15 protein-coding genes are annotated in these 12,110 nt (G+C 68.5%); 8 read left to right on the top strand and 7 right to left on the bottom strand.

What is annotated here, in order from left to right:
- Nucleotides 1–13: 13 nt before the first annotated feature.
- Together AB0L91_RS06170 and AB0L91_RS06165 are read right to left on the bottom strand one after the other, a co-directional pair.
- Nucleotides 14–847, bottom strand: coding sequence for an SDR family oxidoreductase (locus tag AB0L91_RS06170; protein ID WP_365007601.1), 834 nt, complete (start codon nt 845–847; stop codon nt 14–16).
- Nucleotides 844–2,385 (bottom strand): NAD(P)/FAD-dependent oxidoreductase, encoded by a 1,542-nt coding sequence (locus AB0L91_RS06165; protein ID WP_357343247.1) that lies wholly within the window; start codon nt 2,383–2,385, stop codon nt 844–846. The genes AB0L91_RS06170 and AB0L91_RS06165 overlap by 4 nt, the downstream gene beginning before the upstream one ends.
- A 67-nt stretch (nt 2,386–2,452) precedes the next feature.
- Between AB0L91_RS06165 and AB0L91_RS06160 the strand changes: the two genes are divergently transcribed.
- Nucleotides 2,453–3,088 (top strand): TetR/AcrR family transcriptional regulator, encoded by a 636-nt coding sequence (locus AB0L91_RS06160; protein WP_365007597.1) that lies wholly within the window; start codon nt 2,453–2,455, stop codon nt 3,086–3,088.
- 45 nt (nt 3,089–3,133) lie between these two features.
- On the opposite strand, the gene AB0L91_RS06155 is transcribed toward AB0L91_RS06160, so the two are convergent.
- Nucleotides 3,134–3,718: an XRE family transcriptional regulator gene (locus tag AB0L91_RS06155; protein ID WP_357343259.1), complete on the bottom strand. Its 585-nt coding sequence runs from the start codon at nt 3,716–3,718 to the stop codon at nt 3,134–3,136.
- 81 nt (nt 3,719–3,799) lie between these two features.
- Here AB0L91_RS06155 and AB0L91_RS06150 point away from each other — a divergent pair, with 81 nt between their 5' ends.
- On the top strand, nt 3,800–4,879 hold the full coding sequence (locus tag AB0L91_RS06150) for an NAD(P)/FAD-dependent oxidoreductase (protein ID WP_365007594.1): 1,080 nt from the start codon (nt 3,800–3,802) through the stop codon (nt 4,877–4,879).
- A 103-nt stretch (nt 4,880–4,982) separates the two neighbouring features.
- Nucleotides 4,983–5,711: a hypothetical protein gene (locus AB0L91_RS06145; RefSeq protein ID WP_365007592.1), complete on the top strand. Its 729-nt coding sequence runs from the start codon at nt 4,983–4,985 to the stop codon at nt 5,709–5,711.
- Between the two features lie 101 nt (nt 5,712–5,812).
- Here the strand turns inward: AB0L91_RS06145 and AB0L91_RS06140 are convergent, their stop codons facing one another.
- From AB0L91_RS06140 to AB0L91_RS06130, 3 genes are all read right to left on the bottom strand, one after another.
- Nucleotides 5,813–6,364: a TetR family transcriptional regulator C-terminal domain-containing protein gene (locus tag AB0L91_RS06140; RefSeq protein WP_365007589.1), complete on the bottom strand. Its 552-nt coding sequence runs from the start codon at nt 6,362–6,364 to the stop codon at nt 5,813–5,815.
- A gap of 203 nt (nt 6,365–6,567) precedes the next feature.
- Nucleotides 6,568–6,930, bottom strand: a complete 363-nt coding sequence (locus AB0L91_RS06135) for an ADP-ribosylation/crystallin J1 (RefSeq protein WP_365007586.1) — start codon at nt 6,928–6,930, stop codon at nt 6,568–6,570.
- 57 nt (nt 6,931–6,987) lie between these two features.
- Nucleotides 6,988–7,848 carry a helix-turn-helix transcriptional regulator gene (locus tag AB0L91_RS06130; protein WP_365007583.1) on the bottom strand — a complete coding sequence of 287 codons (861 nt, stop codon included), beginning with the start codon at nt 7,846–7,848 and terminating at the stop codon, nt 6,988–6,990.
- Nucleotides 7,849–7,999: 151 nt separating this feature from the next.
- On the opposite strand from AB0L91_RS06130, the gene AB0L91_RS06125 reads away from it, so the two are divergent.
- The 3 genes from AB0L91_RS06125 to AB0L91_RS06115 all read left to right on the top strand — a co-directional run bounded on the left by AB0L91_RS06125 (nt 8,000) and on the right by AB0L91_RS06115 (nt 9,676).
- The gene (locus AB0L91_RS06125; RefSeq protein WP_365007581.1) at nt 8,000–8,422 is read left to right on the top strand and encodes a DUF6463 family protein; all 423 of its coding nucleotides are present in this window, start codon (nt 8,000–8,002) and stop codon (nt 8,420–8,422) included.
- A gap of 70 nt (nt 8,423–8,492) precedes the next feature.
- Nucleotides 8,493–9,209: an SDR family NAD(P)-dependent oxidoreductase gene (locus tag AB0L91_RS06120; protein WP_365007579.1), complete on the top strand. Its 717-nt coding sequence runs from the start codon at nt 8,493–8,495 to the stop codon at nt 9,207–9,209.
- A complete protein-coding gene (locus AB0L91_RS06115) occupies nt 9,206–9,676 on the top strand; it encodes a hypothetical protein (protein ID WP_365007577.1) in 471 nt (156 codons plus the stop codon). Before AB0L91_RS06120 ends, AB0L91_RS06115 begins: the two co-directional genes overlap by 4 nt.
- 48 nt (nt 9,677–9,724) lie before the next feature.
- Here the strand turns inward: AB0L91_RS06115 and AB0L91_RS06110 are convergent, their stop codons facing one another.
- The gene (locus AB0L91_RS06110; RefSeq protein WP_365007574.1) at nt 9,725–10,885 is read right to left on the bottom strand and encodes a hypothetical protein; all 1,161 of its coding nucleotides are present in this window, start codon (nt 10,883–10,885) and stop codon (nt 9,725–9,727) included.
- A 187-nt stretch (nt 10,886–11,072) separates the two neighbouring features.
- Here AB0L91_RS06110 and AB0L91_RS06105 point away from each other — a divergent pair, with 187 nt between their 5' ends.
- Nucleotides 11,073–11,513 carry a DUF4189 domain-containing protein gene (locus AB0L91_RS06105; protein ID WP_365007572.1) on the top strand — a complete coding sequence of 147 codons (441 nt, stop codon included), beginning with the start codon at nt 11,073–11,075 and terminating at the stop codon, nt 11,511–11,513.
- 127 nt (nt 11,514–11,640) lie between these two features.
- On the top strand, nt 11,641–12,093 hold the full coding sequence (locus tag AB0L91_RS06100; protein ID WP_355276266.1) for a hypothetical protein: 453 nt from the start codon (nt 11,641–11,643) through the stop codon (nt 12,091–12,093).
- Nucleotides 12,094–12,110 lie beyond the last annotated feature (17 nt).

Below are 12,110 nucleotides of genomic sequence, written 5' to 3'. Positions count from 1 at the left end.
TTTCCTAGTCGCGTCAGTGCGGCATGAAGCGGCCGTTGACGACGGCCGAGATCCGGTTGTACCCCGACGCCAGGAAGCGCACGCTCACGTCGAGCACCTTGGCCTCCCAGCCGATCAGCACGCGCGCGTGACCCTTGCGCACACCCTCGGTGATGGTCTGCGCGGCCATCTCCGGGCTGTGGATCGCCAGGTACTTGTCGAACAGCGAGGCGGTGTTGGCGCCGTCGATGCCCTCGGCGTAGGTGGCGTTGCGGGCCACGGCGGTCTTGATGCCGCCGGGGTGCACGCAGGTGACCTTGACCGGCGCCTTGGCGATCTTCATCTCCTGGTACAGCGCCTCGGTGAAGCCGCGCACCGCGAACTTGGCCGAGTTGTAGGCCGCCTGGCCGGGCACGGTGACCAGGCCGAACAGGCTCGACACGTTGACGACGTGGCCGTCACCGGACTCGATCAGCATCGGCAGGAACGCCTTGGTGCCGTTGACGACGCCCCAGAAATCGACATCCATGATGCGTTCGATGTCTTTGAAGTCGGTCTTGACCACGTCACCGTGGTAGGCGATGCCCGCGTTGTTGTAGATCTGGTGCACGACACCGAAGTGCGCCTTCACCGAGTCGGCATAGAGCAGGAACGCCTCGCGCTCGGCGACATTGAGCCGGTCGGCCTTGACCTGCGCGCCCAGTCCCTCGACGATGCGCACGGTCTCGGCCAGGCCCTCGGCGTCGATGTCGGACAGCGCCAGCTTGGCGCCGCGCCGGGCCAGGTTCTCGGCCAGCGCCCGGCCGATACCGGAGCCCGCGCCCGTGATCACACAGACTTTGTTCGTGAAGTAAGCATCATTGCTCACTGTGCTGCCACCACTTTCAGTTCGGTGTCGGAGTCGGTCGAAGAAGTCGTGTCGTAGGCAGCGACATCGAAATTCTTGGTCAGCCTACGGAACTGGAAGGTGAAATCGGGCCACAGCGTGGTGTTGTTGCCGTGCTTGTCCAGGTACCAGCTGGCGCAGCCGCCGTTCATCCAGACGCTGTCGGCCATCTTCGCCTGCAACTCGGCGTTGTACTCGCGGACCGCGTCCTTGCGGACCTCGACGGTGCGCAGGCCCTGCTTGTCGATGGTGGCCAGCGCGTCGGCGACGTAGTTGATCTGCGACTCGATCATGAACACCATCGAGGTGTGGCCGAGGCCGACGTTCGGGCCGAGCAGGAAGAACATGTTCGGGAAGTTCTCGATGGTCGAGCCCTTGTAGCCGCGCTGGCCGACCTCGTCGAACTGCTCGGACAGGGTCTGCCCGGTGCGGCCGGTGATGGTCTCGAAGGCGGGCGAGTCGGTGACGTGGAAGCCGGTGGCCACGATCAGCGCGTCGATCTCGCGCTCGGTGCCGTCCTTGGTGACGATCGAGCCGGCCTTGACCTCGGTGATGCCCTCGGTGATGACCTCGACGTTGTCGCGGTCGATCGCCGGGTAGTACTCGTTGGAGATCAGCATGCGCTTGCAGCCGATGCGGTAGTTCGGGGTGACCTTGGCCCGCTTGACCGGGTCGCGGACCTCGGCCAGCAGCTTGCCGCGCGAGATGGTCTCGAAGATCTTCATCAGCGCGGGGTACTTGGCCAGGCCGACGACCTGGGTCTCGCGGGCGGCGTAGATGGCCGCGCGGGACAGTCGCTGCACGCCGGGAATGTACTTGAACGCCAGGCGTTCCGGCAGGAAGTACGGGCGATCCATGCGCGGCAGCAGCCACGGCGCGGTGCGCTGGTAGAGGTCGAGGTGGGCGACCTTGCCCGCGATGGCGGGCACGATCTGGATGGCCGAGGCGCCGGTGCCGATCACCGCGACGCGCTTGCCCGCGAGCTCGACATCGTGGTCCCAGCGGGCCGAGTGGAAGATCTCGCCCTTGAACTCGTTGATGCCCTTGATGTCGGGCAGCGACGGCTCACACAGGGCGCCGACCGCGGAGACCACGGTGTCGGCGGTGAAGTCGCCCCTACTGGTGGTGATCTCCCAGCGGGCGGTCTCGGCGTTCCAGCGCATGCCGAGCACATCGCAGTCGAACAGGTGCTTGTCCAGCACGTTGTTCTTCTCGGCGACGCCACGGATGTAGGCCTGGATCTCGCCCTGCTTGGAGAACGAGCGCGACCAGTCGGGGTTCAGCGCGAACGAGTAGGAGTACAGGTGCGACGGCACGTCGCACGCGGCGCCGGGGTAGGTGTTGTCCCGCCAGGTACCGCCGACATCGCTGCCGCGCTCCAGGACGAGGAAATCCTCGGCGCCCTGCTGGCGCAGCCGGATGGCCATTCCGAGGCCCGCGAACCCACTGCCGACGATGATCGTCTTGAGGTGGCGGGCGCCGCGGTCGGCGACAACTTTGTCTGTAACCTTGCGACTCATGTAATGCAGACTACGTTCTTATTGAGCGGGAGTCAACAGCTATTGAATCAGATTCAGTAGCGTTAGGATGATTGACGTGAGTATCACGAGTTCGGGAGCGGCCAAGCGGGTTCGTCTCAGCCCCGAGGAGCGGCGGCTGCAGCTGATCACCCTCGGTGCCGAGATGCTGGCCGAGCGATCGCTCGAGGACATCTCGGTCGACGACATCGCCAAGCAGGCGGGCATCTCACGTGGGCTGCTGTTCCACTACTTCGCCTCCAAGCAGGAGTTCCACGAGGCGATCGCCCGGCACGTGAGCGCCGAGTTCTTCGCGGCCGTCACGCCCAACCGCGAGCTCTCGCTGTTCGACATGCTGCGCGACTCGATCGAGCGCTTCGTCGACTACGCCACCGAGCACTCCGCGTCCTACCGCTCCGTGCTGCGCGGACCCGCGAGCATCGCCCCCGACCTGGTCGACTACGTCAACGAAACCCGCGGCGCCATCGCCGACCTCATCGTCAGTGAACTCCCACTACCCCCAGACGACCCCGACCTCGCCCGCCTCACCCTGGCCATCCGCGGCTGGATCGCCTTCGTCGAGGAAACAATCCTCACCTGGATGACCGAAAAGCCCATCACCCGAGAACAATTGGTCGACCTACTCGTCGAATCCCTACCCGCCCTGGCCCTGAGTCCCGCGCTGATCGCGGCACTACAGGGCTGAGTTCGGTCTATAACCCTGGCGCGCAGTGGAGTTCGCCGCGTGCGCTCAATCGGAGGTCTTGGGGCGGGCTCGGAAGTGGGCTCGTTCGCCCTGTTTGCCGAAGAGGCTGAGGAATTCGACGGGGTGGTTGTCGGCGGCGCCGAACCAGTGGGGGATGTGGGTGTCGAATTCGGCGGCTTCGCCGGGAGTGAGGACGATGTCGTTGTCGCCGAGGATCAGGCGCAGGCGGCCGTTGAGGACGTAGAGCCATTCGTAGCCCTCGTGGACCTGGGGTTCCTCGGGGCGGTTGCGGGCGTTGGGGGCGATGATCATCTTGAAGGCCTGGATGCCGCCCGCGCGTTTGGTGAGCGGGAGCATGGTCATGCCGTGGCGGGTGACCGGGCGCAGGTGGATGCGCGGGTCGCCGGTGGGTGGGGCGTCGACGAGTTCGTCGAGCGTGACGCCGTGGGCTTTGGCCAGGGGGAGCAGCAGCTCCAGGGTGGGTTTGCGGTCGCCCGATTCCAGGCGCGACAGGGTGCTCACCGAGATGCCGGTTTCGGCCGACAGGTCGGCGAGGGTGGTCCGGCGCCGTTTACGCAGGTCGCGCAGGCGGGGGCCGACCGAATCGAGGGTCTGTTCGAGGTCGTCCATGCTCTCCAGTTTGCCACGGCGGCAAATTTCGTTGCCAGTATCCGGACCTGAGCGGCACTGTGGTCGGCGAAGGAGGTCGAGATGACAGAGTTGGACGACACCTACGACGTGGTGGTGATCGGTGGTGGCGCCGCCGGACTGAACGGGGCGCTGATGCTGGCCCGCTCCCGGCGATCCGTCGTCGTGATCGACGCGGGGTCGCCCCGCAACGCCCCGGCCGAGGGGGTGCACGGTTTGCTGGCGCGGGATGGGATGCCGCCCGCCGAACTGCTCGAGATCGGGCGGGCCGAGGTGCGGGGATACGGCGGACAGGTGGTGCCCGGCGCGGTCGTCGCGGTCGAGCGAGTCGACGCGGACGTGGTTCCGCCAGGGCCTCGCGACGGCGGGTCGGACGGTGCAGGACCGGCGGCGGTGCCGGAGTCGTTCCGGGTCACGCTGGACGGCGGGCGCACGGTGCTCGCGCGCCGCGTCCTCGTCGCGACCGGCCTCGCCGACGAACTCCCCGATGTCCCCGGTCTGCGCGAACAGTGGGGCCACGGTGTCCTGCACTGCCCGTACTGTCACGGCTGGGAGGTGCGTGACCAGCGCATCGCCATCCTGGCGGGCGGACCGATGTCGGTGCACCAGGCGCTGCTGTTCAGTCAGCTCAGCGACGACGTCGTCTTCCTGACCCACACGGCTGCCCCGCTGAGCGACGAGGACGCGGAAAAGCTTGCCGCGCGCGACATCCGGATCGTCGACGGCGCGGTCACCGAGGTGCTGTCCGCCGCGGGTACGCTCACCGGCGTCCGCCTGGCCGACGGCACCGTGCTCGACCGCGACGCGCTGGTCGTCGGCCCGCGCATGAACACCCGCGCCACCTTCCTCGCCGGTCTCGGCCTGACTCCGCAACCGCATCCGTCCGGCGCGGGCGACCACATCCCCGCCGACCCTGTCGGCCGCACCACCGTCCCGGGCGTCTGGATCGCGGGCAATGTCACCGATCCGTCCGCCCAGGTCGGCGCGGCCGCGGCGGCGGGCGCCATGGCGGGCGCGCAGATCAACGCCGAGCTGGTGATGGCGGAGACGGAAAAGGCCGTCGTCACACGCTGTCTCGTCCGAGGTGCCGAGGTGCCGAGGTGCCGAGGTGCCGACCTGAGGCTCCAGGCTGGGGAGACGTAGTCGATGGGTAAGCATCTTCGGTCACGAATCATGCTGGACAACAGCAGAACTCGGGTGATGTCAAAGGCTCGCGGGCGAAGGTGATCCACCCTAGGCTGGCGGCGTGGAGGAATCTCTTGCCTGGACCAAGGCCCATGTGGCGCTGAGTCGGGGCGGGTACGACGGCGCGGGTGCGAGCCTGGACCGCACGGGGTCGGCGACGGACTGGGCGTGGATCTTCACCTGGGGGGAGTCGCCGGACGATCACGGCATCGTGGTCGTCGACAAGGATCTCGCCAGGGCCTGGCCCATTCGTGTCGCCCCAGTCGGCGGCACGGATCTGGAGCGTTTCGTCGAAGGGTATTTCGAAGAATTCGGTATCGCGTTCGATCCGGCGGTGACGCCGGCGGACCCGAGCCCGAGACAGCTGGCCGTCGCTCGGCTGCTCACCGAGCCCGGTCCGCGACTCGGAATCGTCATCGCCACCTGCGCCCTCATCGTCTCGGCGGCGCGTCTGCTGATTCCCGGGATGCCGCTGTGGGCCATCGTGATCGTCGCGCTGGTCTCGGCGGTGGCGGTGCCCACACTGCTCGGTGTCGTGTCGACGATGGCGCACAAACGGCTGGCCGCCGCGATCCTGCGTCAGCTGAAGGCGCACCGATACGCACATCTCACCGACGCCTGTGAATATCTGTACCACCACAGTTTTCACGTGGCGGGCCGGGACAGCCAGTACGCGCGCTTCTGGGCGCACACCACGACCCAGGTCGAGGATGTACTGGCCCGCAACCGCGACGAACTACTGCCCGCCCGGATGGACACGGTGATCCGGCTGGCCAAGCCCGCGGCGTGATCACCGCGACCGGTCCGTGCCGTTCGCGATCGAGCTGGATCTCACCCGCGCCACTGACCTGAAGGGATCGGTCTGAGCGTTCGTCGCGAGACCGTGGTGGATCAGCGGGCGGTGACGGCGGCGTCGATCGCCGCGTGCAGGACCGTGCGGGCGTGCTCGGGGGTGATCTGGCCGAGGGTGGCGTGCAGGGCCAGGCCGTCGAGGAGGGCCAGCAGCGTATCGGCGGCGGTGGTCGGGTCGGGGTGGTCGGGGAGCAGGGTGGCGATGTGGTCGCGGAAGGCGCGTCCGTTGGTGGCCAGGGTGTCGGCGACCTGGGGGCGGACCGAGGCGAAGGCCAGGTAGCCGATCAAGGTGCGGGTGTCGGCGGTGGTGTCGGGGTCGGTGGGGAGCAGGGCGGTCAGGAGATGGCGCAGGTCGGGGTCGGGGCCCGCGGTGTCGATCCGCGCGGCGATCCGCTCGGCGATGGTTCCTGCCGCGAATTCCATCATCGCGTCCTTGCTGGGGAAATAGTGCTGCACCTGGCCCGGTGAGACGCCGGCCTCGGCGGCGACGTGGCGCAGGCTGATCGCCTCCAGTCCGTCGCGCGCGAGCAGGCGCATGACGGCGTCGCTGATCGTCGCCCGGCGCGAGCTGTGGTCCACCCGTTTCGGCATGTGCCCATCTTTTCACGATGCAGTCGTATTGCTATCGAGGCCCCGCGCTCTTTACAATGCAGTTGTATTGCGAAAGGGGGCGTCATGAACCTCGCCATCCGGCTGGGACGCCGATTCGTCCAGCTCGAAATCGACATCTGGGTGAGCCTCGCGCGATCCGGGCGGCGGTCCCGAGCGAGCGCACCGGAGCCGCCTGAGCGCCGTCAGCCGGGGATCGGCGCGTCGTCGGGGAACCGCCGGACCACCTCGATGGTGCCCACGATCTGGCGGTTGAACTCGGCGAGATCCTCGGCCGGAATCCAGTATTCGAGAATGTCGCGCCCACCCGCCTGCCGCACCTCGTAGTTGTCGAGGTAGTCGGTGCGGACGTCGAAGCGCGTCACATACCCCGCGCCGGAGGCCGGGACGTTCCAGTCACGGGCGATCAGAATCGCGTAGGTCTCGCTGAGGACCGGGTAGAAGATCGGCTGATCGGGCAGCCGGGGCGGCCAGGCCAGCCACCCGGAGGCGGCGACCAGGGCCAGCTCCTCGGGACCGGTCGGCCGCCACAGGGTGGTCGTGCGCATCGTTCCTCCTTGTCGAGGAACGCACGGTAGCCGGGTGGGCGGATCGCGGGCCAGTGGTTATTCGGCTGTCGGCGTGAAGGATTCGAGGCCGGTGACGCGGAGCAGTTCCAGGGCGGACGCGGTGGGGGTGCCGGGGGCGGCGGAGTAGATGAGAACCGTCTGGCCGGAGTCGGGGACGAGCATGGTGTCGCAGTCCAGGGTGAGGGTGCCCAGTTCCGGGTGGATGATGGTCTTGGTGAGGGCACTGAGCGAGCCGGATCGCCCGGTGCGCCAGAGCTGATCGAAATATTCGCTGCCGGTGCGTAGTTCGGTGATCAGCCGGGTGAGGTCCGGGTCGTCGGGGTAGTCGGCCTTGGTGGCGCGCAGCGAGCCGACACAGGCGGCGGCCGTGTCCTCGGCGCGGTCGGGTGACATGACGATCCGCGTCGGTGCCGTCCCGAGGAAGCGCTGCCACAGGACATTGCGCTGCGCGGGCGGATACGCGGAGAAGTCGCCGAACAGGGCGGCCGACAACGGGTTCCAGGCCAGCACATCGGATTTGGCGGACAGCACCATCACCGGGAGATCGGTGAGCCGGTCGAGCAGGCGTTGCACGCTGGGACGGATGAGCATCGGAATGCGGCCCGCCTGCGGCGGTTCGGAACCGGCGAGCCGGAAGACGAGATCGCGGTCGGCGTCCGGCAGGCGCAGGGCTCTGGTCAGCGCGCCGAGCACCTGGCTGGACGGTTTGGGGCCGCGCCCCTGTTCGAGCCGGACGATGTAGTCGACGCTGACCCCGGCCAGACTCGCGACCTCCTCGCGCCGTAACCCGGGCACCTGCCTGCGCGATCCGGCGGGCAGGCCCGCGTCGGCCGGGCTGAGCCGGGATCGCGCGCTGCGCAGGACTGTCGCCAATTCCGCTCTGTCCACGTTCTCCATGGTGCCGCAGGTCCTCGGGCGCGGGGTGGTACCGCGAATCCCACCCGGTGTCGCCTGTGCCGCAGACCATACCCTCAGATCTATACGGTTCCGTATAAATAGCAGATATGCTGTGTCTTATACGGTTCCGTACAGATCTGAGGGGTTCGTGATGGAGCGACAGAGGGTGCATCGGATGATCGACTGGGCGGGGATCGTGCTCGCGATCATCGGCGGCGGACACCTGACCATCGGACTGCTGCTCAGCTCGTCCTCCTTCGACGAATGGCTGTCCTTGGAACTGTGGGGCCACTGGTGGGAGGACACTCCGGCGGCCAACAGCTTCTGGGCCAACCCCGCCGGCTTCGGCTGGCCGCTGCTGCTCGTCGGCTTGCTCATCGTGTGGATGGACCGGCGCGGCATCGTGCCGCCCGCCTTCCTCGCGTGGGCGGTGCTCGGGTGGGGTGCGGTGTGCGCCGTCATCGTCGAACCGACGCCGGGGCCGGTGGTGGTGATCGCCGCGCTCCTGCTGCTGCGTGGTATCCGCGTCGCCGGTGCGCACGCCGAATCCGGGTCGCCGGTCCCGGCGTCGTAGGTCCTGGTATCGCCCGTCCTATGGCTCGCCGGCACTGGAGAGCGGCCGGTCGCCGCGCGAATCTGGGTGCATGACGAAGACGATCGCCCTGGTCACCGGGGCCAACAAAGGACTGGGTCGGGAAGCGGTCCGCAGACTGGCCGGGTCGGGCTGGCAGGTGTACCTGGCCGCGCGCGACACCGCCCGGGGCGAAGCGGCGGCCGCCGAACTCGTCGCGGCCGGGCTCGACGTCCGGTTCGTCGCGCTGGATGTGACCTCCGACGACTCGGTCTCCGCCGCCGCGGACACGGTGGAAACCGAGGCGGGCCGGCTGGACGTCCTGATCAACAACGCGGGCATCGGCGGCCCGCACACCGCGCCCGGCGAGACCCGTCCCGACGAACTGCGGGAAGTGTTCGAGACCAATGTGTTCGGCCCGATCCGGGTGACCCATGCCTTCCTCCCGCTGCTGCGCCGCGCGGAGAACCCGCGGATCGTGATGGTCTCCAGCGGGGTCGGCTCGATCGCCACCGTCACCGACCCGCAGTGGGCGGGCCTGCTGCCGCCCGCGCTCGGCTACCCGACCACCAAGGCCGCGCTGAACATGATCACCACCATGTACGCCGCCGACCTGACCGGCATGCGCGTCAATGCCGTGAACCCCGGCTACACCGCGACCGACCTCAACGGGCACAGTGGGTTCCAGACCCTCACCGAGGGCACCGACGCCGTCGTCGAACTGGCCTCGGTGCCCCGCGACGGCGTCACCGGCGGTTTCTTCGACCGGACGGGCACCACGCCGTGGTGAGAACCGGTGCCCTGCTGGCGGCTGTGCTCGCCGGGCTGGGCATCATCGGATATCTGCTGAGAACGGAGAACGCGGTGGCGCAACAACATTCCGACACTGTCCTGTCGATCGGCCTGCATCCCGGCGCCGTCGACTACACCCGCTACCCGGGGCTCGATCAAGCGACGCTCACCGCGCGGATCGCGGCGGGCGAGGCGGCGCTGCGGGACGCCGGATTCGACCTTGTGAGCTGCCAGGTGCCCGCCGACCCGGATGCCGCCGAGTCGGTTTTGCGCGAATGCGTTGCGGGCGGGGACTTCGGCGTGGCGATGATCGGCGCCGGGGTGCGGATGGCTCCCGAGCACACCCTGCTGTTCGAGCGGCTGATCAATGTCGCCGCCGAGCTCGCCCCGGGAATCCGGTTCTGCTTCAACACGTCTCCGGAGACGACGATCGACGCGTTGCGTCGGTGGGTGCGGCCGAGCTGAGCGCCGACGACGGCCCGTGACATGCGCCGAGCTGTCGTCGCGGGCGCACTACTTGTGCCCACCACCGTGGTCGTGGCCGCCGCAGGTGTCGGTCCGGCGGCCGTCGGTGGCGCTCGCCTGGCCCGCGCCGTGGCCCTCGAGCGCGGCGAACGGACCGCACTGGTGCGGGGCGATCCACACGTGCACCATCGGATTGCCCGCACCGGGATTGATCGAGTTGGGCGGGCAGTTGCCCGCCGCGTCGGTGACACCGGCGACGACGGGGCCGTTGTCGCCCGCCTTCCAGCACAGGTTGTCGTGGACGTGCCACTGCATCAGCGAACCGCCGAACTCGGTCAGCGCCGGGTCGTCGATCTTCTTGCCGTTGGCGATGTACATGGCCGAGACCAGGGTGCGGTTCTGGCCGTCGACCCGGTAGACCAGCGACTCCGGGTGGCCCGCGTCGAGGAAGTTGCCGTCGCGGATGTAGCCGGTGTTGATGTAGTGCTCGTAGCCGGTGGCGGAGTCGCCGATCGAGCGGTAGCCCAGCGCGCCGACGGTCGTGACATCGGCGAAGGCGGGCAGGCCGTCGAGGGTGCTGCGGATCAGGTTGGTGGCGCGCAGCTGCTGGTCGGCGGTCACGCCGGGCACGCCGGACAGGTCGATCGGCTGGGTGGGGTCGAACGGGCGCGGCCAGGCGGTGCCGGTGTCGTGGTCGCCGTGCTCCTCGCCCGCGGCGTGGGTGTGCTCGCCGCCGGTGTCGCCGTGACTGTGCACGTGTCCGACGCCGTTGAGCATCGCCGCGAGCGCGAGTACGCCGACCGCGCTCGCGGCGATCCCCGACCTCAGTGGGGGCAGGGTGGCGGTGGGGCGGAGCAGGCCGATGGCACCGGCGAGCACGGCCAGCGCGCCCAGCGCGGCGCACACGGTGTCGGCCACCTGTGGCGCCTCCGCGGTCAGCCCGGTGATCCAGGGAATATCGGCGAACCGCGTGAACGCCCACACCGCCGCCGCGAAGCCGTTCACCGCCAGCATCGCCGCCACGACGGGCTTGCGCGCGCTGAGCAGCACCGCCACGCCGGTCGCGCACTGGAGCGCGGCCAGCACCACCATCAACCGCGCCAGCGTGGCGTGTTCGGTGTGCATCCCGGCGGCCAGGAAGTGCACCGCTCCCGCCCCGACCGACGCGATCCCGCCGACCAGCAGGTATCCGTTCCGTCCGCTCGCCATGCCTTCTCCTGTCCCAGTCCTTCGCGGCGGACACTACCCGGCCGACGTGATGCGGCACTGGCGTACCACTGAGAGAACTCTGTGGGCCGCCGCCGGTTGGTAGACCGCTGGATTGGCCACCGGCGGTGTTCCATGCTTAGCTGCACGGTTCCGAATTTCGGAATCTATTCCACGAGGGGATCTTTCGATGAGTTTCATGGGTAAGGCCGGCGTCGCCGTCGCGGCGTTGGGTCTTGCGGCCGGGTCGGTACTGGGTGCCGGTTCGGCGAACGCGGCGGGCGATCTGTTCGGCGCGATCGGGTTCAGCTCGCAGAAATGGGAGAGCTGGTCCGCGGCGAACTGGGACAGCGCGGAGGGCGCCCGGGCCGCCGTGATCGACAGTTGCGTCGCCGCGGGCGGTGAGGACTGCGGGGTGATGACCACCTGGGCCAACGGGTGCGGCGCGCTGGTGTGGAACGAAGAGGGCTGGGTCGCGGCCGCCTCGGGCCCCAACCGCAGCGAGGCCATCCGCAAGGCCATCGACCGCCTGTCCGACGGTGTCCCGATCGCCCGGCTGGCCAACTTCGGCTCCTCGGACCTCAGCGGCACCCAGGTCATCGACGTGGTCTGCACCCGCAACGCGGGCTGACCACCGGCATCGGCGCCGTTGCCATATCGAGACCATTACGATGGGTAACGAACTATGGGCGAGTCGCGAAATCCGTTGCATGAGTCTGAAAAGCACACAAGGTCAACGGGTTTCGGTTCGGGTCGGGGTGGCCGCCGCAGCGGCCGTTGCCGCGCTCGTCGGGTTCAGTGGTCCGGCGGCGGCCCTGCCGTCGGACCAGGTCGTCCAGTTCAACCCGACCCTCGCCAGGCTTCCGGGGAACGGCTGCGCGGCCATCATCAACGCCGAGACAGTCCCGCAGCCGCAGGCCGGGCAGCTCGGCGTCCGCGTGAAAATCGTCCAGACCGGGCAGAACTGCGAGGTGTACCGCGTCTCGGTGCGGTGGAAGAACCTCGACACCGGCGTCGCGAACGCCCAGTCCCACAAGGTCGACAGCAACGGCGTCCTCGAACACGCCCCGGACGGTGTGATCACCGGCATGGGCATGGGCCCCGGTGTCGGCCGCGTCGAAGCGAGCATCGTGGCGACCACCGACACCTATCCCAATCATCATGATCTGGAACAGCTCTCGGGCAAGGCCTGGATCACTCTCAACGGCTGACCGAAAAGCCGACAGGG

Origin of the sequence: Nocardia sp. NPDC051833, assembly GCF_040681225.1 — a bacterium.
Taxonomy (GTDB): Bacteria; Actinomycetota; Actinomycetes; order Mycobacteriales; family Mycobacteriaceae; genus Nocardia.
This window is presented reverse-complemented; position numbering and strand designations above follow the sequence as displayed.

Coding starts and splice junctions, on each gene's coding strand:
- AB0L91_RS06165 (WP_357343247.1), bottom strand. CDS start 2,385: ATGAGTCGCAAGGTTACAGACAAAGTTGTCGCCGACCGCGGCGCCCGC.
- AB0L91_RS06160 (WP_365007597.1), top strand. CDS start 2,453: ATGATTGACGTGAGTATCACGAGTTCGGGAGCGGCCAAGCGGGTTCGT.
- AB0L91_RS06155 (WP_357343259.1), bottom strand. CDS start 3,718: ATGGACGACCTCGAACAGACCCTCGATTCGGTCGGCCCCCGCCTGCGC.
- AB0L91_RS06150 (WP_365007594.1), top strand. CDS start 3,800: ATGACAGAGTTGGACGACACCTACGACGTGGTGGTGATCGGTGGTGGC.
- AB0L91_RS06140 (WP_365007589.1), bottom strand. CDS start 6,364: ATGCCGAAACGGGTGGACCACAGCTCGCGCCGGGCGACGATCAGCGAC.
- AB0L91_RS06135 (WP_365007586.1), bottom strand. CDS start 6,930: ATGCGCACGACCACCCTGTGGCGGCCGACCGGTCCCGAGGAGCTGGCC.
- AB0L91_RS06130 (WP_365007583.1), bottom strand. CDS start 7,848: ATGGAGAACGTGGACAGAGCGGAATTGGCGACAGTCCTGCGCAGCGCG.
- AB0L91_RS06125 (WP_365007581.1), top strand. CDS start 8,000: ATGGAGCGACAGAGGGTGCATCGGATGATCGACTGGGCGGGGATCGTG.
- AB0L91_RS06120 (WP_365007579.1), top strand. CDS start 8,493: ATGACGAAGACGATCGCCCTGGTCACCGGGGCCAACAAAGGACTGGGT.
- AB0L91_RS06110 (WP_365007574.1), bottom strand. CDS start 10,885: ATGGCGAGCGGACGGAACGGATACCTGCTGGTCGGCGGGATCGCGTCG.
- AB0L91_RS06105 (WP_365007572.1), top strand. CDS start 11,073: ATGAGTTTCATGGGTAAGGCCGGCGTCGCCGTCGCGGCGTTGGGTCTT.